This is a genomic window from Cryptosporangium arvum DSM 44712 (assembly GCF_000585375.1).
GTDB lineage: Bacteria > Actinomycetota > Actinomycetes > Mycobacteriales > Cryptosporangiaceae > Cryptosporangium > Cryptosporangium arvum.
Genome location: NZ_KK073874.1, coordinates 7,518,058 through 7,541,895 on the forward strand (window position 1 = coordinate 7,518,058; position 23,838 = coordinate 7,541,895).

Below are 23,838 nucleotides of genomic sequence, written 5' to 3' on the forward strand. Positions count from 1 at the left end.
CGAGGACTGCACGTGGACCTGAACACGATCGACGAGGTGGCCGGCGCGCTCGACGCCGGTGCCTGGCGGCCCGGTGACGGCTGGCTCGCCGGGGGCACCTACCTGTTCTCCGAGCCGCAGCCGCACCTGCGCCGGCTCCGCGACCTCACCACGCTCGGCTGGCCGGCGCTCACCGAGACCACTGACGGGCTGGAGATCGCCGCGACCTGCACGATCGCCGAGCTCGACGCCTACGGTCCCCCGCTCTTCGGCCAGTGCTGCGACGCGTTCCTGGCCAGCTTCAAGATCCAGTACGTGGCCACGGTCGGGGGCAACATCTGCGCCGCGCTGCCGGCCGGGCCGATGACGTCGCTCGTCGCCGCGCTCGACGGCTCGTGCACGATCGAGGCGTGGAGCGGCGAGCGCCGCCGGGTCGCGGCCGTCGACTTCGTCACCGGTGACGGCATTACCGTGCTGAGCCCCGGCGAGTTCCTCCGCTCGGTCTTCCTGCCGCGGTCGGCGCTCGCGGCGCGTTCGGCGTTCCGCCGGGGATCGCTGCACACGCTGGGCCGCTCGGCCGCGCTGGTGATCGGCCGGGTCGACGCCGACGGCACGTTCGTCCTCACGATCACCGCGTCCACCCGGCGGCCGGTCCAGCTCCGCTCGGCGACGGTCCCGTCCGCGGCCGCGTTGCGGTCGAGGTTGAGTGACCTTTTCCGGCCCGACGACCTCTGGCTCGACGACGTCCACGGGTTGGCCGCGTGGCGTCGGCACCTGACCCTGCGTTACGCCGGCGAGGTCCGCGACGAGCTGGCGGCGACCCCGTGATCGTCGACGGCGTCCACCACGACCGGCAACCGCGGCCCGGTCAGTGCCTCCGGACGCACCTGCGCGACCTCGGGCACTTCGGCGTCAAGAAGGGTTGCGACGCCGGTGACTGCGGCGCCTGCACGGTCCACGTCGACGGCGCCCCGGTGCACAGCTGTGTGTACCCGGCGGTGCGCGCGTCGGACAAGACGATCACGACGATCGAAGGGCTGGCCGACGGGGACGAGTTGCACGTCGTCCAGCAGCGCTTCCTGGACGCGCAGGGCTTCCAGTGCGGGTTCTGCACGGCCGGGTTCGTGATGACGACCGCCGCGCTCGACGAGCGGCAGCGCGCGGACCTTCCCCGCGCGTTCAAGGGCAACCTCTGCCGCTGCACCGGCTACCGCGCGATCGAGGACGCGGTGCACGGCGTCCGCCATGCCGTCGAGGCGGGGGTCGGCGGCAACGCTCCCGCACCGGCCGGCCCGCTCGTGGTCACCGGAGCGGCCCGCTACACGTTCGACGTCGACGTCCCGGACCTGCTGCACCTCACGGTGCTGCGCTCCCCGCACGCCCACGCCCGGATCGTGCGCATCGACACGTCGGCGGCCCGGGACGTCCCCGGGGTGCACGCCGTGCTCACCCACGCCGACGCTCCGGCGAAGCGGTACTCCACCGGGCGCCACGAACGCGACCAGGACGATCCGCTCGACACCCGGGTGCTCGACGACGTGGTGCGCTTCCGTGGCCAGCGGGTGGCCGCGGTGGTGGCCGAGTCCGAGGGCGCCGCGGAGGAGGCCTGCCGCCGGATCGTCGTCGAGTACGACGTCCTGGACGCGGTTCTCGACGCCGAGGAGGCGCTGCGGCCGGGAGCGCCGGTGCTCCACGCCGACAAAGGCCCCGGCGACGGTATCGCCCGCGCCGAGGCGAACGTCGCCGGCGAGGTGCACGGCGAGATCGGCGACGTCGAGGCCGCGCTGGCCGCCGCCGACGCGACCTGGACCGGCACGTTCCGGACGCAGCGGGTACAGCACGCGAGCCTGGAGACCCACGGTTCGGTGGCCTGGTTCGACCGGGCCGGACGGCTGGTCGTGCGCTCCAGCAGCCAGGTGCCGTTCCTGACCCGGCGAGCACTCTGCGCGCTCTTCGACCTGCCGCTCGACCGGGTGCGGGTGCTCACCGGCCGGGTCGGCGGCGGGTTCGGCGGCAAACAGGAGATGCTCGCCGAGGATCTCGTGGCGCTGGCCGCGCTCACCACGAAACGCCCGGTCAAGTACGAGTACACCCGCTCCGAGCAGTTCGAGGCCGCGACGACCCGGCACCCGTTCACGACCCGGGTCCGGCTGGGCGCCACCCGCGACGGCACGCTCACCGCGATCGACCTGCGGATCGTGTCGAACACCGGCGCGTACGGCAACCACGGCCCGGGCGTGCTGTTCCACGCGTGCGGCGAGTCGATGGCCGTGTACCGGTGCGACAACAAGAAGGTCGAGGGGTACGCGGCCTACACGAACACGGTGCCGTCGGGCGCGTTCCGCGGGTACGGGCTCGGGCAGGTGCTGTTCGCGGTGGAGTCGGCGCTGGACGAGCTGGCGCGTGAACTCGGTCTCGACCCGGTCGAGTTCCGGGCCCGCAACGTGATCCGGGCCGGGGATCCGCTGGTGACCCCGGCCGGGCACGAGGCGGACCTGACCGTGGCGAGCTACGGCCTCGACCAGTGCCTCGACGTCGTCCGCGCGGCGCGGGCGGCGCCCGGCGAACCGGCTCCGGCGGGCTGGCTCGTCGGCGAGGGCAGCGCGGTGGCGATGATCGCCACCACGCCGCCGAACGGCCACTACTCCGACGCGACGCTCACGCTGCTCGCGGACGGGCACTACGACCTCGCGGTGGGCACGGCCGAGTTCGGCAACGGCAGCACGACCGTGTTCCGGCAGATCGCCGCGGACGTGCTGGGCACGAGCACCGACCGGGTGACGGTCCGGCAGTCCGACACCGACGTCGTCGGTCACGACACCGGGGCGTTCGGCTCCACCGGCACCACCGTGACCGGCAACGCCGTCCTCGCCGCGGCCGGGTCCCTCCGTGCCGTCCTGCTCGCCGCCGCGGCCCGAACAGCCGGCGGCGACGCGCGGCTCGAGGCCGACGCGGTCGTCGGGAACGGCGTCCACGTGACGCTGAAGGATCTGTGGGAGGCGGCGGACCGCGCGGGGCGCCGCCTGCGCGCCGACGGGCACTTCGGGGGGACGCCCCGGTCGGTGGCGTTCAACGCGCAGTGGTTCCGGGTCGCGGTGGACCCGGACACCGGCGAGATCCGGATCCTGCGCAGCGTCCACGCCGCCGACGCGGGCACGGTCATGAACCCGATGCAGTGCCGGGGCCAGATCGAGGGCGGGATCGCCCAGGCCCTCGGCGCCGCGCTGTTCGAGGAGGTCCGGATCGACGCCGACGGCGCCGTGACGAACCCGACGTTCCGTACGTACCACCTCCCGACCTTCGCCGACGTCCCCCGTACCGACGTCCACTTCGTGACCGGCGTCCACGACCCGGTCGGTCCGCTGGGCGCCAAGTCGATGAGCGAGAGCCCGTTCAACCCGGTGGCGCCCGCGCTCGCGAACGCGGTCCGGGACGCGACCGGCGTCCGGTTCACCGCACTCCCGCTGGCGCGCGACGTCGTGTGGCGAACCCTCACCGAGGGCACCGGGGCGCGGTGAGAAAGCTGTAACCAGGCCCGCCGCGACCGCGTCACGTCGACGAAACCGCCGCTTCCCAGACTCGGGACGTGTCGGAACGCGTCAGGACCGTGTGCTCGTACTGCGGCGTCGGCTGCGGAATCGTGCTGGAGATCGGGCGGGACGCCGACGGGCGGCGGCGCGCGCTCACGGCGTCCGGGGACAAGGAACACCCGGCGAACCGGGGCCGGCTCTGCACCAAGGGAGCCACCAGCGCGGATCTGCTGTCGGCCGGAGGCCGGCTGACCACGGCTCACACCCGCCCGGAGCGGCAGGCGGCGCTGGTGGCCGCCCCGGTCGACGAGGCGATCCGCGCGACCGGCCAGCGGCTGCGGCGCATCCTCGACGAGCACGGCCCGGACGCGATCGCGCTCTACGTCTCCGGCCAGATGACGCTGGAGGCGCAGTACCTGGCCACCAAGCTGGCCAAGGGCTACCTGCGCACGAACCAGATCGAGTCGAACTCCCGGCTCTGCATGGCCAGCGCGGCGAGCGGCTACAAGCTCTCGCTCGGCGCCGACGGGCCGCCCGGCTCCTACGCCGACTTCGACGAGGCGGACGTGTTCCTGGTGATCGGCTCGAACATGGCCGACTGCCACCCGATCCTGTTCCTGCGGATGCTCGACCGGCTCAAGCAGGGCGCCAAGCTCATCGTCGTCGATCCGCGGCGCACCGCCACGGCCGCGAAAGCCGACCTGTTCCTGCCGATCGAGCCGGGCACCGACCTGGCCCTGCTGAACGGGTTGCTGCACCTGCTGCCGGTGGACGAGCAGTTCGTGGCCGAGCACACCGAGGGCTGGGAGACGATGCCCGCGATGCTGCGCGACTATCCCCCGGCCCGGGTCGCCGAGATCACCGGCGTTCCGGAGGAGTCGCTGCGCGAGGCGGCGCGGCTGATCGCCGGGGCCGGCCGGCGGTGGGTGAGCTGCTGGACGATGGGGCTCAACCAGAGCACGCACGGCACCTGGAACACGAACGCGCTGATCAACCTGCACCTCGCGACCGGCGCGATCGGCCGCCCGGGAGCGGGTCCGTTCTCGCTCACCGGCCAGCCGAACGCGATGGGTGGCCGGGAGATGGGGTACATGGGCCCCGGCCTGCCCGGGCAGCGGTCGGTGGTCTCGGCGGCCGACCGGGCGTTCGTCGAGGACCGCTGGGGGTTGCCTCCGGAGACGATCCCGGCCTCCGGCGGCGCGGGCACGATCGACCTCTTCCGGCGGATGGCCGACGGTGAGGTGAAGGCCGCCTGGATCATCGGCACCAACCCCGTGGCGTCGGTGGCGAACCGCCGCACGGTGATCGAGGGCCTGGAGGCGGCGGAGTTCGTGGTCACCCAGGACGTGTTCGCGGACACCGAGACGAACGCGTACGCCGACGTCGTGCTCCCGGCGGCGATGTGGGCCGAGGCCGACGGCGTGATGGTGAACTCCGAGCGGAACCTGACGCTCGCCCGGCAGGCCGTCGACGCGCCCGGGGAAGCGCTGCCGGACTGGCTGCTGATCGCCCGGATCGCGACCGCGATGGGGTTCGACGGGTTCGCCCACACCTCCGCGGCCGAGGTGTTCGACGAGCTGACCGCCTTCGCGAACCCGGTGACCGGGTACGACGTACGCGGGGTGACGCACGCGCGGCTGCGCGGTGGGCCGGTGCAGTGGCCCGCTCCGGCCGGTGACGCGGCCGACCGGCACCCGCAGCGGTACCTGACCGACGAGGCGCGGCTGGTGTTCCCCACCGCGAGCGGGCGGGCGGCGTTCTACCCCCGGCCGCACGTGCCACCGGCCGAACTGCCCGACGACGACTACCCGTTCGTGCTGAACACCGGGCGGTTGCCGCACCAGTGGCACACGATGACGAAGACCGGGAAGGTCGAGAAGCTACGCAAGCTGAACCCGGAGCCGTTCGTCGAGATCCACCCCTCGGACGCGGCCGCGCTCGGGGTGCGGGACGCCGACCGGATCGAGGTGGCGTCCCGGCGGGGACGCGCGGTGCTGCCCGCCGTGGTCACCGACCGGGTGCGGCCGGGTACGTGCTTCGCGCCGTTCCACTGGAACGACGTCTTCGGCGAGTACCTGAGCGTCAACGCCGTCACCAACGACGCGGTGGACCCGATCTCGTTCCAGCCGGAGTTCAAGGTGTGCGCGGTGTCGCTCACGGTCGTGGCCGGTCCGGACGCTCCGGCGACGAACCTGTTCGACCTGGGTGACGTGCGGCCGCCGGTGCTCTCGGAGTCCGAACGCCGGTACCTGGCCGGGTTCATGGCCGGGCTGCGGATGTCGCCGCCGGTCGACGGCCAGGTGCCGGTGCTGCCGGAGGGTTCGCTCTTCGCGCCGGAGAACGCGCAGTGGATCAACGGGGCGCTGGCCGGTACGTACTCCCGGGCCGGCGTCGTGGTCGCGGAGTCACCGTCGCCGCCGTTGATGGTGCTGTGGGCTTCGCAGACCGGGAACGCGGAGGAGTTCGCGTCGTCGGTGGCCACGCGGTTGTCGGCGGCCGGGCGGGCGGTCACGGTGGTCGAGATGGCGGACTGTTCGCTCGACGTGCTGCGCCGGGCGTCGGACCTGTTGTTCGTGACCAGCACGTACGGCGACGGTGACGCGCCGGACAACGGCGGGGCGTTCTGGGACGCACTGGCGGCGCCGGACGCTCCCCGGCTGGACGGGCTGCGCTACGCGGTGCTGGCCTTCGGCGACTCCAGCTACGACAACTTCTGCGGGCACGGCCGCCGCCTCGACGCCCGCCTGGCCGAGTTGGGCGCCGACCGGCTGGTCGACCGGGTCGACTGCGAACCCGACTACGAAGGAACGGCCACGACCTGGGCCGACGCCGTCCTGGCCGCCCTCTCCGTCGCCACCGGCCACGGCGACGAGAACGAGGCCGGGCACCGGCCGACCAAGGCGGCGCCGGTGGGGGCCCGGCTGGTGGGCAACCGGCTGCTGAGCGAACCCGGCGCGGTCCGGGAGGTGCGCGAGTTCACGTTCGCCGCGGACGGCCTGGAGTACGACGTCGGCGACGCACTCGGGGTCTGGCCGGTGAACTGCCCGAAGCTCGTCGACGAGTGGCTCACCGCGACCGGCCTCCACCCGGCGACCCCGGTGACCGTGGCCGGGAAGGACCTGGACTTCGAGGACGCGCTCCGCCACCACCTGGAGATCGCCGCGATCACCCCGAAGCTGCTGCGCTTCGTCCTCGACCGGACCCAGAACCGGGAGCTCGGCAAGCTGCTCCGCCCGGAGAACAAGGGCGAGCTGGCCCGCTGGACCTGGGGCCGCCAGGCCGTCGACGTCCTCGCCGACCACCCGGTGGACGCGGCCGCCCAGGAGTGGGCCGACGCCCTGCCGGCCCTGCAGCCCCGCCTCTACTCGATCTCGTCGAGCCCGCTCGAGGACCCGAGCGCGATCCGCACGACGGTGTCCGTGGTCCGCTTCGACAACGAGGCCGGCCGGCAACGCAAGGGGGTGTGTTCCACCTTCCTCGCGGACGCTCCGCCGAACATCAGCGTGCCGGTGTTCGTGCAGCGCTCAGCGCACTTCAAGCCGCCGGCCGATCCGGCGGCACCGGCCGTCATGGTCGGGCCCGGCACCGGGGTCTCGCCGTTCGTCGGGTTCCTGCAGGACCGCCGGGCCCGCGGCGCGACCGGCCCCAACTGGCTGTTCTTCGGTGCTCCGCGCGGCGCCACCGATCACTACTACGCCGACGAGCTGGCTCAGCTGCGCGACGACGGCACGCTGACCCGCCTGGACCTGGCGTTCTCCCGCGACCAGCGGGCGAAGATCTACGTCCAGGACCGGATGCGCGAGCACGGCGCCGCGCTCTGGGCGTGGCTGCGCGACGGTGCGCACTTCTACGTCTGCGGTGACGCCCACCGGATGGCCAAGGACGTCGACGCGGCGTTGCGCGACGTGGTCGCCACGCACGGCGGCCTCTCCCCCGACGAGGCCGCCGCGTACGTCAAGCAGCTGGCAGCGGATCGGCGGTACGTGCGCGACGTGTACTGACCTCGGCGGCGGCCAGCCACGCGGCCGCGAGCACGCCGAGCGTTGACGCGCCGATCAGCCACCAGAACGCGCGGTGGAACGCCGGGCCGGCGCCGTCCGGCAACCCGTTGGCGACCACGACGGCGAAGATCGCGCCGCCGAGCGCGCCACCGACCCGGTTCACGATGTTGACCTGGGCCGCCGCGTCGGGCAGCTGCGCGGGGGTGACCGCGGCGAACGCCGCGGTCACCGCCGGGGTCAGCGCACCGGCCAGGCCCGCTCCGCGGACGAACAGCAGCCCCTGCACGAGCCACTCCCCGGCGTCGAGCGGCAGCAGGGCGAACGGAACCGTGGACACGACCGTCACCAGGCTGCCGGCCAGGCTGACCCAGCCACCGCCGATCCGGTCGGAGAGCCGCCCGGCCAGCGGCAGCGCGATCGTGGTGCCCAGGCTCATCGAGAGCAGGAGCACGCCGGTCCCCAGCGGGTCGGCGCCGCGGCCGAGCTGGAACCACAGCGGGTAGAGCAGGCCGGCGCCGAACAGCGCCGCGCCCGCGAACGCTCCGGTGGCGACCGCGGCCCGGTACGACCGGTGACCGAACAGCCGCAGGTCGAGGATCGGCGTGGCGAGCCGCCGGGAGTGCGCGCCGTAGAGCAGGAGCGACGCGGCCCCGGCCGCCAGCACGGCCAGCGAACCGGGCTGGCGCGTCTCACCGAACCGCGTGCACCCGTACACGACGAGCGGCAGCCCGACGCTGAGCAGCGCCAACCCCACGACGTCGAGCCGCCCCGGATCGGTCCGGGCACCCCGAGGGACGTGTCGCAGCCCCAGCCCCACCCCGGCGATCCCGATCGGCACGTTGAGCAGGAACAGCCACGGCCATGACCACAGGTCGATCACCACGCCGCCGACGACCGGCCCGAGCGCGGGCGCCAGCGTCACCGCGACGCCGAGCGCCGCCATCACCCGGCCGAGCCTGCTCGGCCCCACGGCCTGGCCGATCACGGTCTGACCGGCCGGAATGAGCATGCCGGCGGCGAGGCCCTGGAGCACACGCAGACCGATGAGCCAGCCGATCGTCGGCGCGAGCGCGCACGCCGCCGACGTGAGCGTGAACGCGGCCGCGCAGGCCAGCCAGAGCCGGCCGACGCCGACCCGACGCCCCAGCCAGCCGCAGATCGGCAGCGACGCCGCGAACGCGACCAGGTAGCCGGTCGCGATCCACTGCGCGGTGCCGAGCGTGGTGTCGAGGTCACGGGTGATCGTGTCCAGGCCGACGTTGACGACCGATGCGTCGAGACCGGTCAGGAACGCGCAGGACGCGATGATCGCGCAGACCCGCCAGACGGTCCACGGGATGGGGTCGTTCACGGGCACTCCTCAGCGGCCTGGTCGTAAAGTAATCGTTTTACTTTACAAAGGGTGCCGTCGTCTAGGCTCGTCCGCATGACTGCGCCCGGGCGTCTGCAGGCCGAGAAGCGCGACGCGATCACCCGGGCCGCCCGGATCGTGTTCGGGCGCGACGGGTACGCGCGGGCGGCGGTCGACGCGATCGCCACCGAGGCCGGCGTCTCCACCCGGACGCTCTACAAGCACTTCGCGAGCAAGGACGTGCTGTTCACGTCGGTGCTCGAGGCCAGCGCGACGCAGGTCGCGGACGGGTTCCTGGCGCGGCTGCGTGACGTGCCCGGCGCCGAGCGCGCGGACGACGTGCCCCGGGAGCTCCGCGCGGTGGGCCACGCGCTGGTGCGGCAGGCGATCGACCACCCCGAGCACTTCGCGATGGTGCGTCAGATCGTCGCGGAGTCCACCCATTTCCCGGAGCCGGTGATCACCCTCTGGCAGGAGGCCGGGCCGCGCCGGGTCGAGCGCGAGGTGGCCAGGCGGCTCGTCGCGCTGGACGAGCGGGGCCTGCTCGCGGTGCCCTCGGTCGATCGCGCGGTGATGCACTTCATGGCGCTGACGACGATCGAAGCGAGCCCTCGACCGCTCAAACCGGCCGGGTACCTGGGGGCGGAAGGCACCGAGGAGGCGGTCTCCGCCGCCGTCCAGGTCTTCCTGACCGGTTATCAGCAGTAGCGTTTCGCGCATGCCCTCGCCGATCGGACCCGTCGACAACTCGCTGATCCCGCGGTACGCCGGGCCACCCACGTTCGCCCAGCTCCCGCGGGCCGACCAGGTGCCGAGCGCCGACGTCGCGGTACTGGGCGTCCCGTTCGACTCCGGGGTCAGCTACCGGCCGGGCGCGCGGTTCGGGCCCGCGCACATCCGCGCGGCCAGCAAGCTCCTGCGCCCGTACAACCCGGCGCTCGACGTCGCCCCGTTCGCGGCCCAGCAGGTCGTCGACGCTGGTGACCTGGCCGTCAACCCGTTCGACATCGGCGAGGCGGTGGCCACGATCGAGGCCGCCGCCCGCACCTACGGGAACACCAAGCTGCTGACGCTCGGCGGCGACCACACGATCGCGCTCCCGCTGCTGCGCGCCGTCCGCGCGAAGCACGGTCCGATCGGGGTCGTGCACTTCGACGCCCACCTGGACACCTGGGACACGTACTTCGGCGAGCCCACCACCCACGGCACGCCGTTCCGCCGCGCGTCCGAGGAGGGCCTGCTCGACCGGGAGCGGTGTCTGCACGTCGGCATCCGCGGCCCGCTCTACACCCCCGACGACCTCACCGCCGACGGCGTGCTCGGCTTCCAGGTGATCCGGGCCGACGACTACGAGACGAGCAGCGTCACCGACGTCGTCGCCCGGATGCGCCGCCGCCTGGGCGGCGGACCGGTCTACGTCTCCGTCGACATCGACGTCCTCGACCCGGCGCACGCCCCGGGCACCGGCACCCCGGAGGCCGGCGGGCTCACCAGCCGCGAACTGCTCAACACGCTGCGCGGGCTGGTCGGGCTCGACGTGATCGGCGCGGATCTGGTCGAGGTGGCCCCCGCGTACGACCACGCCGAGATCACCGGCGTCGCCGCGGCGCACGTCGCGTTCGAGCTCTTGTCGGTTCTCGCGCGGAACACCATCAGATAGCGTCCGTAATAGGGTTTTTGTCGTTTTTGTTCTAGCCTGAGCCCATGCTCGTGCGCCCACCGACCGATCTCTCGGCTCCGCTCGTCCACGTGGGGCGCCAGGGGATCTACGACCAGACCGGCGACGTGGTGGCCTACGAGCTGTCGTTCCGCGACGCCGCGGACGCGCCGAGGGCCTCCAGCCGCGGTCCGTACGCGACCAGCCGGGTCATCGTCTCGGCGTTCACCGACTTCGGCCTCGAGCAGCTGGTCGGCGCGAAGGCCTGCTTCATCAACGTGACCAGGGAGTTCCTGGTCGGCGAGCTGCCGATCCCGTTCGACACCGGGCACGCCGCGCTGGAGATCGTGCCGTCGGTCGAGGTCGACGACGAGGTCGTCGAGGGCGCCACGCACCTGGTCGAACGGGGCTTCACGATCGCGCTGAGCGCGTTCGAGTGGGGCAGCGGCCACGAGCGGCTCCTGGACATCGCCAGCTACGTGATGATGGACATGCGCGGAGCCGACCCGGCCCAGGTCGACTCGACGATCCAGCGTTGCCGCGACTACCCGCACCTGCGCCTGATCGCCGAGCGGCTGGAGACCGAGGAGCAGCTCCAGGTCGCGTTCCTGCTCGGGTTCGACCTGTTCCGCGGCAACATCCTCGGTCGTCCCCACGTCCTGTCGACGACCGGCCTCTCCCCGGCCCGGGTGAGCCGGTTGCAGCTGCTCGCCGCGCTGAGCGCGGAGGACGTGAACTACGACGACGTGGTCGACCGGGTCGCGATGGACCCGACGCTGGCCTACCGGCTGCTGCGGGCGACGAACTCGGCCGCGTCCGGGCTCACCGTGAAGGTCTCGTCGGTGCACGAGGCCGCGGTGTTCCTCGGGCTCGACAAGGTCCGCCAGTGGGTGACGCTGATGCTGCTCACCGACGTGTCGGAAGCCACCGAGGACCAGCTCGCGTCGACGATGACGCGGGCACGGCTCTGCCAGACCACCGCCGAGTTCCAGCACCTGCCGGGCAGCGTCGCGTTCACGATCGGCCTGCTGTCGGGCATCGCCGAGCTGACCGGACGCTCGGTGCGGGCCCTCGCCGACGAGCTGCCGCTGGCCGACGAGGTCCGCGAAGCGCTCACCGAGGGCTCCGGCGACCTGGGCGAGATCCTCACCGCGGTGCGGCACTACGAGGAGGGCGCGGTGAGCGAGCTCGCCGCGCTGACCGGACCGGTGGAACCCACCGAGGCCTACCTGTCGGCGATCAGCTGGTCGACGAAGATGCTCGACGACGTGGGCGTGGAGGGCGCGCGGCGCCCGATGCCGAACCCCCCGGCCTGAGCCTCCGGCGGGTAGCCGCTCAGGTCGAGGCGGCGAGCCGTTCGAGGTCGATCTCGGGAAGCATCCGGCCGGCGTCGGCCGTGCCGACCTTGATCAGGCGGCGGCTGAGCGGATCGGTGCCCACCCCGCGCTGCTCGTCCTCGACCTCTTCCCAGATCGATTCCTCGATCGCGTTCAACGACGGCACGATGAACCCGACGTACCCGCCCGCGGCGTCCACGAGCAGCACCCGCGCGGTGACCCGGTCGACCTCCTCGTACCGTCCGAGGAGCGTGGTCAGGCAGATCAGCGGCACCGTGGCCCGCCGGTGCGTGAAGACGCCCTGGATCATCGCGCCCACCGCGTCCAGCGGGATGTAGTCGGTCGGGTACGGCAGGATTTCCTTGATCTGGACGAGCGGGCTGGCCACGTCCACGCCGGCGTTGTACGTCAGCATCTTCTTGACGACCGGCACCACCCGACGGCCTTCCGGCGCGTCATCGGTCTTGACCTCGTCCTGGGCGCGCTTGCGGGCTCTCGCGGCCTCCTCGGCCAGGGCCTCCTCCGACCCCTCCACCGGCATGCCCATGTTGGCGAGGTTGTCCAGGTGGGCGTCGCTACGCAGCGCCTCCCCGTCCAGGACCAGGTTCTGGCCCTTCCCCGGGATCAGAAGCGCACCCTGCACGAAGCGGTTCTGCGCCATCCCCGCGGTCGGCAGCGGCAGCACGTCGGTGGCCGGCACCGACTCGATGTTCGTGACGTCCGAGACGCTCAGCACGACGAGGCCGCGTGACATCGTCAACACGATGCCGCGCTCGGTGTCGTTCTTGGGCAGCTGCCCGAACCCCAGCACCTGCAGCGAGTCGACGACCGGCACCGACTTCCCGCCGAGCGTCACCACGCCGAGGCAGGACTCCCCGACCAGCGGCGACGGGCGGATCACCAGCTTCGGGATCACCGAGTGCACGTGGTTGACGTCGATCGACAACCCGATGTTCGCGCAGCGCAGCAGCATGACGACACGCCGGTTGGTGTCGCCGGCCTTGATGAACCCCGCGTCGGTCGTTTCGGGGCTGGTGGCCGCGGCGGCCAGCGCGCTCTGGTTGCGGGTGCCGGACTCCTTGACCACCGGGACGCCGGGCAGCTCGAAGATCGCGGCCGAGTCGAGCACGGTGACGATGCTGCCGTCGTCGGGCTGCTCGAAACTCTGCTGGAACAGCGGCACGCCCGATCCGCCGACCACCATCTCCATCAGCGCGTCGTTCGGGATCCGGACGACGCCCCGGATCTCGTCCGCGAGCAGGCCGAACATCCGGCCCTCCCGGGCGACGATCACGATGACGTCGGTGCCGGAGTTGTCCTCGATGCCGATCAGCTGGCGCAGGTCGAGCACCGGGATGACCAGGTGGCGCAGGTTCACCGCACCCAGCAGACCCGGCGCGCGGGTCGGCAGCTGGCTGAACTCCGACGGGCACGGGATGACCTCGCGCAGCTCGGAGAGCGGCAGGGCCACCAGCGCCGGCCCGATCGTGAACATCCCGTAGACCGTGGTGTCGGTGCCGGTGACGATTTGGACCAGGCTGCGGTTGTCGGGGACGGACCCCGACAGCAGCTCCTCCGCGGCCGGCCGCTCGGCCAGCAGGGTCACACCGAGACCTCTTCCTGCTTGTTGGCCGAGGTCAGCGCTTCGATGATCTCACCGACGCGGTGGGAAGCGGCCTGCTGCTCCTGCGTCGACGCGGCGATCCGCTGGATCGAGTCGCTGGTCTGCCGGACGCTCTTGAGGATCTCGGTGAACGCCTCCTGCGCCCGGCGGGAGACCGACGAGCCCTGACTGACCCGGTTGGCCGACTCGGCGATCAGCTTGCTGATCTCGCGCGCCGCCTCCGACGAGCGCTCGGCCAGCTTGCGCACCTCACCGGCGACGACCGAGAACCCGACGCCGTGCTCACCGGCCCGCGCGGCCTCGATCGAGGCGTTGAACGCGAGCAGGTTGGTCTGACTGGCGATCTCCCCGATCACGTTCACGATCGACGCGATCTCCTCGGAGGACTTCTCGATCAGGTCGATGGCCTCGATCGACTTGCGCAGCTCCTCGAAGCCGGTCTCGGCGTTCTCCTGCGTCGCACCGGCCATGCCGCTCGCGGTCTGCGCGCTCACCACGATCTCGTCGATCGACTTGGCCAGCGCGGTGACGTTCTCGCTCATCTCCAGCGTCTTGCCCGCCAGCAACTGCTCGAGCAGGACCTGCTCGGTGATGTCGGTGGCGTACTTGACCACCTTCACCGGCTCGCCGCCGAGGTTGAAGATCGGGTTGTACGAGGCCTGGATCCAGACGTCGCGGTTGTACTTGCCGACCCGGTGGAACCGCCCGCTGATGAACTCGCCCTTGCGCAGCCGCAGCCAGAAGTCGCGGTACTCCGGCGACGTGATGTAGTCGGGCGCGCAGAACATGCTGTGGTGCTGGCCCTTGATCTCCCGCGCCGAGTAGCCGATCGTCCGCAGGAAGTTGTCGTTCGCCTCGAGAACGTTGCCTTCGAGGTCGAACTCGATGACCGCCTGCGAGCGGTCGATCGCCTTGACCTTGCCTTCGAACTCGGCGTTGCGCAGCTTCTGCGCGGTGACGTCGATCGCGAACTTGACGACCTTCACCGGCCTGCCGTCGAGGTTGAAGATCGGGTTGTAGGTGGCCTGGATCCAGACCTCCTTGCCGTCCTTACCGATCCGCTTGTACTCGCCGGCCTCGTACTCGCCGCGGCTCAGCCGTTCCCAGAAGTTCGTGTAGGCCTCGCTGCCGGCTTCCTGCGGGTCGATGAACATGCGGTGGTGCCGGCCGATGATCTCGTCCCGGTTGTAGCCGGTGACGTTGAGGAAGTTCTCGTTGGCGGTGAGGATGCGGCCTTCGAGGTCGAACTCGATCACGGCCTGCGCCCGGTCGATCGCCTTGACCTTGCCCTCGTACTCGGCGTTCATCTGCTTCTGCTGCGTGATGTCCGACGCGTACTTGACGACCTTGTAGGGCTTGCCATTGAGGTCGAAGATCGGGTTGTAGCTGGCGTAGAGCCAGATCTCCTTGTCGCCCTTGCCGAAGCGCTTGTACTCGCCGGACTCGAACTCACCCTGGTTGAGCCGCTTCCAGAACGACCGGTACGCGTCGGTGTTGGCGTAGTTCGGGTCGACGAACATCCGGTGGTGCTGGCCGATGATCTCGTCGCGCGTGTAACCGGTGACTTCCAGGAACATTTTGTTCGCGTCGAGGACCCTGCCGTCGAGGTCGAACTCGATGGACGCCCGCGACCGGTTGATCGCGTTGACCTTTCCCTCGAATTCGGCGTTACGCATCTTGTCGGCCGTCTCGTCGATCGCGAACTTCACGACCTTCACCGGCCGGCCTTCGAGGTCGAAGATCGGGTTGTAGGACGCCCGCAGCCAGATCTCCTTGCCGTTCTTGCCGTACCGCTTGTACTCGCCGGCCTCCATATCGCCCTGGCCGAGCTTCTGCCAGAACATCCGGTAGGCACTGCTGCGTGCCGTCTCGTCGTCGACGAACATGCGGTGGTGCTGACCGACGATCTCCTCGAGCGTGTAGCCCGTGGTCTTGAGGAAGTTTTCGTTGGCCGTGATGATCGTGCCGTCCATCTCGAACTCGATGATCGCGCGGGCGCGGCTCATCGCGTTGACCTTGCCCTCGTACTCGGCCGCCACCATCTTCGTGTCGGTGACGTCCATCGCGTACTTGACGATCTTGTACGGCTTGCCTTCGAGGTCGAAGATCGGGTTGTAGGTGGCCCGGATCCAGACCTCGCGTCCGCCGCGGCCGAGCCGCTTGTACTCGCCGGATTCGATCTCGCCCTTGCGCAGCCGCTCCCAGAACTTCGTGTAGTCGGCGCTCTCGGCGTACGCGGGCGGCACGAACATCCGGTGGTTCTGCCCGACGACCTCGGAGAGCGAGTAGCCGGTGAGGTTCAGGAAGTTGTCGTTCGCGGTGAGGATCGTGCCCTCGAGGTCGAACTCGATGACGGCCTGCGACCGGTCGATCGCCGCGTAGCGTCCGCGCAGCTCACCGACCTGCTCGCGGTCCTTGGTGATGTCGTAGGCGGTGACCAGCACCTGATCGGGGTCTTTGCCGGCCGTGGCCTTGGTCGCAACCGCCTTGGTCGGTGCGGCCTTCGCGCCGGCCTTCGCCGCCGTGGCGCCCTCGACCGGCTTCTCCGGCACCGCGGCCGTGGCGGGCGCGGGACCGGTCGTGGCCTTGGCCGCCGACGTGCCCGCCGGCTTCTCCGGCTCGCCGGCCGTCTTCGCGGTGTCCACGCTGATCGGCCCGGCGGCCGGCGGCTCGCCGTTGCCGAGCACCGGCGCGCAGTTCAGCCGGAGCCAGCGAGGCCGGCCGGCGCCGTCGCTGATCTGGATGACCTCTTCGACGAACTCACCGCGACGTCCGGTGCTGAGCAGCTTCTCCACCGCCGCGCTGGAGATCGACCAGAGCACGTCGAGCCGCTGGCCGATCAGCGCCTCGATCGGACGGTCAGCCATGTCGACCACACGCTCGTTCACCGACAACACCGCGCCGGTCTTGGCGTTGACCGTGAGCACCAAGCGTTCTTGGACAAGCAGCGCCAAGGACGCCGCTTTGATCGCGGGAGTCGCGTTCGCGTCGATCAAGCTCGCGGGCTGCGTCACCGTTGCTCCTTCGAAACCACGGGAGAGAAACCACTACGAACGTCGGCACGTGTGCGCCCGGCCTGAGACCAACGCACAACCGACCTGCACCGATATTTTTGGGAACTCGGGCCGGGCGGTTAGTGCGGGGTGGCTTCCCTGGCGACGCCGGGGCGGAGGTCGGCCGGGTCGATCAGCCGCTCCTGCGCGTGGTCGACCTGCAGGGTGGTGTGCCGGATGCCGTAGCGCTCGGCCAGGAGCGCGGCGATCTCCTCGCGCCGGGTGTGGCAGTCCTGGTCCTTGGCCAGCAGCAGGTGCGCGGAGAGGTTCGGGAACCCCGACGTCACCTCCCAGACGTGCAGGTCGTGCACGTCGACCACCCCGTCCACCGCGTGCAGGTCGCCGTCGATCCGGGCGACGTCGAGACCGCGGGGGGCGGCCTCGAGGAAGACGCGCCAGGAGTCACGCAGGAGACCCCATCCGGCCCAGGCCATCGAGATCGCGACCAGGAGCGTGGCGATCGCGTCGGCCCTGGCCCAGCCGGTGAACAGCACGATCGCGCCGGCGACGGCGGTGGCGATGAACGCGAACAAGTCGTTGAGCAGGTGCTGGAAGGCACCCTCGACGTTGAGCGAGCGGCGGTCGGCGCGGGAGATCGCCCAGGTGGCGAGCGCGTTCACGCCGATGCCGACGACCGCGGTGGCGAGCACGAGGCCACCGGCGACGTCGGGCGGGTTGCGGAACCGGTCGATGGCCTCGACCACGAACACCGCCGCCAGCACCCACAGCGTGATGCCGTTGACCTGGGCGGACAGGATCTCGACCCGGCGCAGCCCGAAGGTGAAGTTGCCCTTGGGCGGGCGGGCCGCCAGGCGCATCGCGATCAGCGCGAGGACGATCGCGGCCGCGTCGGTGAGCATGTGCGCCGCGTCGGAGAGCAGCGCGAGCGACTCGGCGATCAGGCCGACGATCACCTCGCCCACCATGAACACGACGATCAGGCTCAGCGCCGTGATCAGCCAGCGCCGGTCGGCGTTCGGGCTGATCGAGTGGTCGTGATGGGCGTGGTCGTGGGCCATGCCTTCAACATATGCGGAGTTCGCTATATAACGCAAAGGTGGCGATGACCACGCCACTCAGTGCAGCTGCGCGGCCGCGTCGGCGAAGAGGCGGCGCAGCCACTGGTGCGCCGGATCGGCCGCGTGCAGCGGGTGCCACCAGGCGGCCTCGACCAGATCGGTGACCTCGATCGGGCACGGCAGGACCCGCACCCCGGCCGCGTCGGCGAGCCGTTCGGCCAGCCGACGCTGCAGCAACGCCACTCGTCGCGTCCCCGAAAGCAGGAACGGAAGCGGCAGGAAACTCTCGATCACCAGATCGACGCGGTGCTCGAAACCGAGCAGCGCGAGCTGCCGGTCGGCGGTGGTGGCCGCGGTCGGGCGGTGGTACTGGGTCACCCAGGGCAGCGAGCGCAGTTCCTCGGCGCTGATCGAGTCGCCGACCGTCGGATGGTCGGCGGACAGGACGCAGACCCAGCCGTCGGAGTAGAGGTCCTGCGAGGGGTAGTCGCTGATGAACCCGTGCGGCAGCAGCAGGAGGTCGTTGCCGCGCAGCGTCGTCTCGGCGTCGTCGATGACGCTCGGCCCGTGCGGTTCCAGGCGCAGCCGGACGCCGGGCGCCCGCTCCTCCAGCAGGTTCGCGACGATCGGCCCGAGCACCATCAGCGCGTAGTCGCTGAGCAGCACGGTGAACTCGCGCTCGGCGGTGAGCGGGTCGAAGTCGGGTTGCGCGCCGAACACCCGTTCCACCGCGGCCACCGCCATCTCGGTGCGGTGCCGCAGCGCCACGCCCAGCGGCGTCAGCTCGTAGCGGTTGCCGTGGCGCACCATCAGCTCGTCACCGAAGTGCCGGCGCAGCCGGGCCAGCGCGGCACTCATCGCGGGCTGGGTGAGCCCGACCCGTGCACCCGCGCGCGTGACGTTCTGCTCCTCGATCAGCGCGTTGAGGGCGACCAGCAGGTTCAGGTCGAGGCCCGCCAGATTGACCCGACCGGGCATCGATGTCACCGATGACCTCCATGCCGATTATCGATTTCCTTCATGTGTGATGTGGCTCGCATAGTAGCGTCATGGAGACGCAGCGCCTGATCACCCACCTGCGGCACGTCGACCTGGCGGTGCCCGACTTCGACCGGCAGGTGACGTTCTACCAGGACCTCTGGGGCCTCACCCGGGTCGCCGACGACAGCGGCGTGGTCTTCCTCGCCGCCGAGGGCTCTCCGGAGCAGTACGTCGTCCGGATCCGGGAGGCGGCCGAGAAGCGGCTGGACCTGGTCGCGTTCGGTGCGGCCACCCCCGCGGACGTCGACGCGCTGGCCGCGTCGCTGGCGGCGAAGGGCATCCGGCTCGTCTCCGAGCCCGGCACGGTCGACACCCCCGGCGGCGGCTACGGCTTCCGGTTCTTCGACATCGACGGCCGCACGGTCGAGATCTCGTCCGACGTCTCCCCGCGGGCGCACCGCAAGATCGAGGAACGCGAGTCGATCCCGGTGCGCCTCTCGCACGTCGTCCTGAACTCGCCGAACGCGTCGGCGACCCGCGACTGGTACACCGAGAACCTGTCGTTCGCGCTCTCGGACACGCTTTCGCACCCGTACATCGGCGACGTCATGTACTTCATGCGATGCAACCCGCAGCACCACAGCCTGGCGATCGCGCAGGGCCCGCACACGTCGCTGCACCACGCCTCGTTCGAGCTCCGGGGCATCGACGAGTACATGTTCGGCACCGGCCGGCTGCTGCGCGCCGGGGTCCAGAAGATCTGGGGTCCTGGCCGGCACATGGCCGGCGACAACACGTTCACCTACTTCTTCGACCCGCACGGCAACACGGTCGAGTACACGACCGAGCTCGAGCTGCTCGACGAGGACAGCTGGCACCCGCACGTCTACGACTTCTCGAAGCCCGAGGTCACCGACCAGTGGGGCACCGCGAACCCGATGAACGAGCTGGTCGCGAAGGAGTCCTTCAACGACCCGGACCGCGGGGTCTTCGTGGCGCCCCCGCTGTAGGGGCGCCACGAAGGTTCTACAGCGCGGCGTCGCGCATGGCCCGGGCGCCCGCGGTCAGGCCGACCGCGGCGGTGAGCACCGCGCCGATCACGCCCCAGAGCACCGCGGAGTCGAAGAACTCACCGGCGAACAACGCCCGCTCGGCCTCGACCAGGTACGTCAACGGGTTGAGGCGGGCGGCCGTCGCGAGCCACCCCGGTGCGTCCTCGACCGGAAGCAGCACCCCCGACAGCAGCACCAGCGGGAACAGCAGGAACTGATGCGCACCCCAGAACGTCTCGGGCTGCTTGCGGGTGAGGATCGCGAGCGCGATCGCCAGCGACCCGAGACCGATCCCGAACACGGCCAGCAGCGCCAACCCCGCCAGCACCGGAAGCGGATGGAGCCGGAAGCCCAGCGGCATCGCGACGAGCACGATCAGCACCGCCTGCGCCAGCAGCGAGAAGCTCTCCTTCAGCGTCTTGCCGACCAGGATCGAGGCCCGGCTCACCGGCGCCACCAGGATCCGCTCCATCGATCCGCTCTGCAGCTCGGCCTGGATGCCCCAGCCGGCGCCCGCAGTGGCGAACAGGCCGGTCATCACCAGGATGCCCGGCACGAACCACTGCCACCCGGTTCCCGGGACGTCGCTCAGCAGCGGCCCGAACAGCAGCAGGAAGACCAGCGGCTGGGCGACCGTGAACACCAGCCCGAGCGGATTGCGCAGCACGGGAGCGATCTCCCGCTCGAAGATGACGCTAGTCGTCACGAAGGCTCCGTCCGGTGAGCTCGAGGAACACGTCGTCGAGAGAGTCCTTGGCGGTCTGTTCCTTCAAGCGGGCCGGATGGTCGTCGGCGATCACCCGGCCGTGGTCGATCACGATCACGCGCTCCGCGAGCGCGTCGGCCTCCGGCAGATAGTGCGTGGTCAGGAACACCGTCGTGGCGAAGTCGTCGCGCAGCCGCCGGATGATCTCGGCGAGGTTCGCACGGTTCTGCGGGTCCAGGCCCGTCGACGGCTCGTCCAGGAACAACAGCGGGGGACGATGGACGAGCCCGATCGCGATGTCCAGGCGCCGTCGCTGCCCGCCGGAGAGCGTGGCCGCGGTGCGGTTCGCGAGCGGTTCGAGGTCGAGGACGGTCAACAGCTCGTCCGCTCGCGTCCTGGCCAGTTTGCGGGTCAGCCCGTAGAGCCGCCCCTGGGTGACCAGCTCGTCGCGCACCCGGAAGTAGTCGCCGGCGCCGTGGCCCTGTCCGATGTAGCCGATCGTGCGCCGGGCTCCGGCCGGGTCCTCGCGGACGTCGTGCCCGGCGACGGTGGCCGTGCCTTCGGTCGGTGGGAGCAGGGTGGTGAGCATGCGGAGCGTCGTCGACTTCCCGGCGCCGTTCGGCCCGAGAAACGCCACCAGCTCCCCGGGACTGACGTCGAAATCGATGCCGCGGACGGCCTCGACGATCTCTCCTCGCCGTAGCCGGAATCTTTTCGTGAGATTCCGTGCGGAGATCATTGTGTTCTCCTCCTGGGCATGCCGAACCAGCCGCTTTGAGGCGGCTAGTGAGGGATTGGGAGGCTTTCCGGCGCCGGAAGCCAGAGAAGCGTAGGCCGAAAAATGACGTAACTGTCAGGGGCCCTGACAGAATGGGTTTGTGCGAGCTCCGGTGGCGTATCTGCTGGCGCACGCCGGCGGCTTGGCCACCCGCTGGTCCGACGCCGCGCTGCGGCCGTTCGACCTGACCACGCGTCAGTACTGGCTGCTCGTCCAGCTCGATCTCGAGCCCGAACTGACCACGACCGAACTGGCCCGCCAGCTCGACGTCACCCGCCAGTCGCTGCACGAGTCGGTCTCCGCCCTGGAGCGGGCCGGCTACCTGGTCCGGGCCCCTGGCGCGAGCGGCCGCACCCGCCGCCTGGCCCTGACCCCCCAGGCCGTGCGAAACCTCCCACGGATCGGCGAGGCCCTCCGGGACGCCGAGGAGTCCTTCTTCGACGGGGTCTCCCCCGCCGCCGTCGAGACCCTCCGCCGCCTGCTCCGAGCCACGCTGGCCCACACCACCGACGACGAGTCCTGGCTCAGCTGAGCGCGGCGAAGGGCTCAACGCGGCTTCCTGGTAGCCCGCGGCGTCGTTACCCTCCGGTCATGAAGGGCTTGCTGCTGCGGTTGTCCGCGCTCGACGCCGACGCCGAGGCAGCGGTTCGGGTGATCGCGTACTTCGACGCGCTCGTCGAGCACCGGGCGACCGCGGCGGCGCTGGTGCGGGCCACCGCGGGGCTCGCCGAGTGCCCGTGCGGCCTGGAACGGCCCGACGGCCCGGTCCTGCGCTACGACGCCGACGGCGAACCGGCCGCCGCGGGCGGAGCGGCGTCCGGCGCGATCGACTTCGGCGGCGGGCGGCTGTGGCTGGAACGGCCGGGCGGCCCGGCGCCGCTCGACGAACTCGTGCTGGAGCGCGCCTCGCTCGCCGCCCGGGTGCTGCTGGTGGCGTCGCCACGGGTGGGCGCGCCCCACCTCGCCGACCCGGCGCTGGTGGAGCTCGTGCTCTCCGGCCGCGAGTCCGCCGCCGACCGCACCCGGGCGCTCCGGCTGCTCGGGTTGGAACCGGGCCGGCCGGTGCGGGTGGTGGCGGTCACCGACGACCGCGGCCGGGACTCCGGCGCCGAGGCGGTCGCGCTCGTCGCGCGGGGCCGGCCGGTGCGGTCGGTGCGGGTCGCGGTCATCGGCGGTGTCGCCGCCGTGCTCCTCCAGCGCCGCGACGGCTCCATCTCCCCCGCCGAGGACCTCCGGACCGCCCTGAGCAGCCGGGTCGCCGAATCCCCTGCCGGGAAGGCCACCGGCGGTGGGATCCGGGTCGGGGTGGGCGGGAACGTCGACGGGCTCGCGGCCGAGACGTCGTGGGCGCAGGCGCGGCTCGCGCTGCGGTTCGCCTCGGCGGCCGGCGGCCCCGTGGACGCGGTCGTCGACCACGACGAGCTCGGCCCGCTGGCCCTCCTGGCCGACATCCCGACCGAACGTCTGCGCGAGCAGCCGGACGTACGTGCCCTGGACGCCCACGCACGCACGGACAGCGGCGCTCTCGACGTCGCCGCCCTGGAGGCGTTCTGCCGGACCGGGTCGCTGCGTCAGGCCGCCACCACCCTCTACCTGCACCACAGCTCGGTGGCGGCCCGCCTCGCCCACGTCGAGGACGCCCTCGGCTGGCACCTCGACGACCCCCGCGACCGCTTCCGTGCCCAGCTGGCCCTGTGGGCGCGCCGACTCAGCCGGTGAGACCCGGTTCCAGGGAGGCGCTGCCGTTCCAGGACGCCGCGCGGATGTCCTTCATCGCCTGCTTGCGGACCCGGCCGCCGAGCCGTTCGACGTAGAGCACGCCGTCGAGGTGGTCGACCTCGTGCTGGAAGCAGCGGGCCAGGTACCCCTCGCCGACCACGTCGACGTCGGCGCCGTCCACGTCGACGCCGGTCACCCGCACCCGGGACGCGCGGGGCGTCGGATAGCGCAGGCCGGGGATCGAGAGGCAGCCCTCCCGGTCCTCCTCCAGCTCGGTGGAGAGCCGCTCGAGCACCGGGTTCACGACGTGGCCGCGCCGGCCCGGGCCGCAGTCGTAGGTGAACACGCGCAGGCCGACCCCCACCTGCGGCCCGGCCAGGCCGGCGCCGGGTGCGGCCTTCATCGACGCGGTCATCTGCTCGATCAGCTCGGCCAGGCCCGCGTCGAACACGGTCACCGGCGCGGCCGGGCGGTGGAGCACCGGCTGGCCGGTGATCACGATCGGCAGCAGCCCGCCGGGGCCGCGCTCGGGTAGCACGACGGTCATGACGACTTCTCCGCTGGGTCGGTAGGGGAAAGAAGTGGGAACACCCGGGAGACCAGGGCGACCGGGCGGGCGTCGGCCGGTCGGTCGGCGTTCTCGCGGTGGGCGTACCGGTCGGCGACCGCACGCACCGCGGCCGCGACCTCGGCCATCTCGGCGGGGGTCAGCCAGAGCACGTGGCTGGCGGCGTCGTCGGCGTGCCAGCGCCTGTCGACGGCGTCCCGGCCGGCGATCCACCGGCGGTAACCCTCGTCTTCCAGTTCACGCAGCAGCGGGGTCAACTCGGGTTCGGCCGGGCGCAGCCGCCACGGCCGGCGACGGCCGGAGCCGCTGCCCGGCAGCACCGGCGCCTCCTCGACGAGACCGGCCCGGGCGAGTTGGCGCAGGTGGAACGAGCACGACCCGGAGCTCTCTCCGAGTTCTCTCGCGGCCTGGTTGGCCGTGACCGGTCCGTTCGCGAGCAGCCCCAGCAGGGCATCGCGAATCGGGTGGTCCTCCATACTTTGC

17 protein-coding genes and 1 pseudogene are annotated in these 23,838 nt (G+C 71.4%); 9 read left to right on the plus strand and 9 right to left on the minus strand.

The window, feature by feature from the left end:
* Nucleotides 1-12 precede the first annotated feature (12 nt).
* The 3 genes from CRYAR_RS34170 (at nt 13) to CRYAR_RS34180 (ending at nt 7,510) form a co-directional block, all read left to right on the plus strand.
* Entirely contained in the window at nt 13-807 is a 795-nt protein-coding gene (locus tag CRYAR_RS34170; protein WP_035857323.1) for an FAD binding domain-containing protein, read from the plus strand.
* A complete protein-coding gene (locus tag CRYAR_RS34175) occupies nt 804-3,497 on the plus strand; it encodes a molybdopterin-dependent oxidoreductase (RefSeq protein WP_035857325.1) in 2,694 nt (897 codons plus the stop codon). Before CRYAR_RS34170 ends, CRYAR_RS34175 begins: the two co-directional genes overlap by 4 nt.
* A gap of 68 nt (nt 3,498-3,565) precedes the next feature.
* Nucleotides 3,566-7,510, plus strand: coding sequence for a bifunctional nitrate reductase/sulfite reductase flavoprotein subunit alpha (locus CRYAR_RS34180; RefSeq protein WP_035857327.1), 3,945 nt, complete (start codon nt 3,566-3,568; stop codon nt 7,508-7,510).
* Here CRYAR_RS34180 and CRYAR_RS34185 read toward each other — a convergent pair.
* Nucleotides 7,464-8,861, minus strand: a complete 1,398-nt coding sequence (locus CRYAR_RS34185) for a DHA2 family efflux MFS transporter permease subunit (RefSeq protein WP_051571310.1) — start codon at nt 8,859-8,861, stop codon at nt 7,464-7,466. The two genes, CRYAR_RS34180 and CRYAR_RS34185, sit on opposite strands and share 47 nt — an antisense overlap.
* A 75-nt stretch (nt 8,862-8,936) precedes the next feature.
* Here CRYAR_RS34185 and CRYAR_RS34190 point away from each other — a divergent pair, with 75 nt between their 5' ends.
* From CRYAR_RS34190 to CRYAR_RS34200, 3 genes are read left to right on the plus strand one after another with little or no spacing between them, the layout of a single operon-like run.
* Nucleotides 8,937-9,569 carry a TetR/AcrR family transcriptional regulator gene (locus CRYAR_RS34190; RefSeq protein WP_035857335.1) on the plus strand — a complete coding sequence of 211 codons (633 nt, stop codon included), beginning with the start codon at nt 8,937-8,939 and terminating at the stop codon, nt 9,567-9,569.
* Nucleotides 9,570-9,579: 10 nt separating this feature from the next.
* Nucleotides 9,580-10,521 carry an agmatinase gene (gene speB / locus CRYAR_RS34195; RefSeq protein WP_035857336.1) on the plus strand — a complete coding sequence of 314 codons (942 nt, stop codon included), beginning with the start codon at nt 9,580-9,582 and terminating at the stop codon, nt 10,519-10,521.
* Nucleotides 10,522-10,565: 44 nt separating this feature from the next.
* Nucleotides 10,566-11,834, plus strand: coding sequence for an EAL and HDOD domain-containing protein (locus CRYAR_RS34200; RefSeq protein ID WP_051571311.1), 1,269 nt, complete (start codon nt 10,566-10,568; stop codon nt 11,832-11,834).
* A gap of 19 nt (nt 11,835-11,853) precedes the next feature.
* On the opposite strand, the gene CRYAR_RS34205 is transcribed toward CRYAR_RS34200, so the two are convergent.
* The 4 genes from CRYAR_RS34205 to CRYAR_RS34220 form a co-directional block, all read right to left on the minus strand.
* On the minus strand, nt 11,854-13,461 hold the full coding sequence (locus CRYAR_RS34205; RefSeq protein ID WP_035857337.1) for a chemotaxis protein CheW: 1,608 nt from the start codon (nt 13,459-13,461) through the stop codon (nt 11,854-11,856).
* Nucleotides 13,458-16,493, minus strand: coding sequence for a PAS domain S-box protein (locus CRYAR_RS34210; protein WP_157018287.1), 3,036 nt, complete (start codon nt 16,491-16,493; stop codon nt 13,458-13,460). Before CRYAR_RS34210 ends, CRYAR_RS34205 begins: the two co-directional genes overlap by 4 nt.
* A gap of 119 nt (nt 16,494-16,612) precedes the next feature.
* Nucleotides 16,613-17,551, minus strand: a complete 939-nt coding sequence (locus tag CRYAR_RS34215) for a cation diffusion facilitator family transporter (protein WP_035857338.1) — start codon at nt 17,549-17,551, stop codon at nt 16,613-16,615.
* A 57-nt stretch (nt 17,552-17,608) separates the two neighbouring features.
* The gene (locus CRYAR_RS34220) at nt 17,609-18,529 is read right to left on the minus strand and encodes a LysR family transcriptional regulator (RefSeq protein WP_035857339.1); all 921 of its coding nucleotides are present in this window, start codon (nt 18,527-18,529) and stop codon (nt 17,609-17,611) included.
* A 71-nt stretch (nt 18,530-18,600) separates the two neighbouring features.
* On the opposite strand from CRYAR_RS34220, the gene CRYAR_RS34225 reads away from it, so the two are divergent.
* Nucleotides 18,601-19,542: a VOC family protein gene (locus CRYAR_RS34225; RefSeq protein WP_035857340.1), complete on the plus strand. Its 942-nt coding sequence runs from the start codon at nt 18,601-18,603 to the stop codon at nt 19,540-19,542.
* A gap of 16 nt (nt 19,543-19,558) precedes the next feature.
* Here CRYAR_RS34225 and CRYAR_RS34230 read toward each other — a convergent pair whose 3' ends face one another.
* Both CRYAR_RS34230 and CRYAR_RS34235 read right to left on the minus strand, forming a co-directional pair.
* Nucleotides 19,559-20,290 (minus strand): ABC transporter permease, encoded by a 732-nt coding sequence (locus CRYAR_RS34230; protein WP_035857341.1) that lies wholly within the window; start codon nt 20,288-20,290, stop codon nt 19,559-19,561.
* A 43-nt stretch (nt 20,291-20,333) separates the two neighbouring features.
* Nucleotides 20,334-21,029: pseudogene (locus CRYAR_RS34235) on the minus strand (ABC transporter ATP-binding protein); the annotation flags it as partial.
* Between the two features lie 139 nt (nt 21,030-21,168).
* Here CRYAR_RS34235 and CRYAR_RS34240 point away from each other — a divergent pair.
* Entirely contained in the window at nt 21,169-21,600 is a 432-nt protein-coding gene (locus CRYAR_RS34240) for a MarR family winged helix-turn-helix transcriptional regulator (RefSeq protein ID WP_035857343.1), read from the plus strand.
* 59 nt (nt 21,601-21,659) lie between these two features.
* A complete protein-coding gene (locus CRYAR_RS34245) occupies nt 21,660-22,787 on the plus strand; it encodes a PucR family transcriptional regulator (protein ID WP_035857344.1) in 1,128 nt (375 codons plus the stop codon).
* Here the strand turns inward: CRYAR_RS34245 and def are convergent.
* Both def and CRYAR_RS34255 read right to left on the minus strand, forming a co-directional pair.
* The gene (def, locus tag CRYAR_RS34250; protein WP_051571312.1) at nt 22,777-23,334 is read right to left on the minus strand and encodes a peptide deformylase; all 558 of its coding nucleotides are present in this window, start codon (nt 23,332-23,334) and stop codon (nt 22,777-22,779) included. The genes CRYAR_RS34245 and def overlap by 11 nt on opposite strands.
* The gene (locus CRYAR_RS34255; protein WP_051571313.1) at nt 23,331-23,831 is read right to left on the minus strand and encodes an ArsR/SmtB family transcription factor; all 501 of its coding nucleotides are present in this window, start codon (nt 23,829-23,831) and stop codon (nt 23,331-23,333) included. Before CRYAR_RS34255 ends, def begins: the two co-directional genes overlap by 4 nt.
* Nucleotides 23,832-23,838 lie beyond the last annotated feature (7 nt).

Bases quoted from the DNA above. Each gene is read 5' to 3' on its own strand.
- CRYAR_RS34190 (WP_035857335.1), top strand. From the start codon at position 8,937: ATGACTGCGCCCGGGCGTCTGCAGGCCGAGAAGCGCGACGCGATCACC.
- speB (WP_035857336.1), top strand. From the start codon at position 9,580: ATGCCCTCGCCGATCGGACCCGTCGACAACTCGCTGATCCCGCGGTAC.
- CRYAR_RS34200 (WP_051571311.1), top strand. From the start codon at position 10,566: ATGCTCGTGCGCCCACCGACCGATCTCTCGGCTCCGCTCGTCCACGTG.
- CRYAR_RS34215 (WP_035857338.1), bottom strand. From the start codon at position 17,551: ATGGCCCACGACCACGCCCATCACGACCACTCGATCAGCCCGAACGCC.
- CRYAR_RS34220 (WP_035857339.1), bottom strand. From the start codon at position 18,529: ATGCCCGGTCGGGTCAATCTGGCGGGCCTCGACCTGAACCTGCTGGTC.
- CRYAR_RS34225 (WP_035857340.1), top strand. From the start codon at position 18,601: ATGGAGACGCAGCGCCTGATCACCCACCTGCGGCACGTCGACCTGGCG.
- CRYAR_RS34245 (WP_035857344.1), top strand. From the start codon at position 21,660: ATGAAGGGCTTGCTGCTGCGGTTGTCCGCGCTCGACGCCGACGCCGAG.
- def (WP_051571312.1), bottom strand. From the start codon at position 23,334: ATGACCGTCGTGCTACCCGAGCGCGGCCCCGGCGGGCTGCTGCCGATC.
- CRYAR_RS34255 (WP_051571313.1), bottom strand. From the start codon at position 23,831: ATGGAGGACCACCCGATTCGCGATGCCCTGCTGGGGCTGCTCGCGAAC.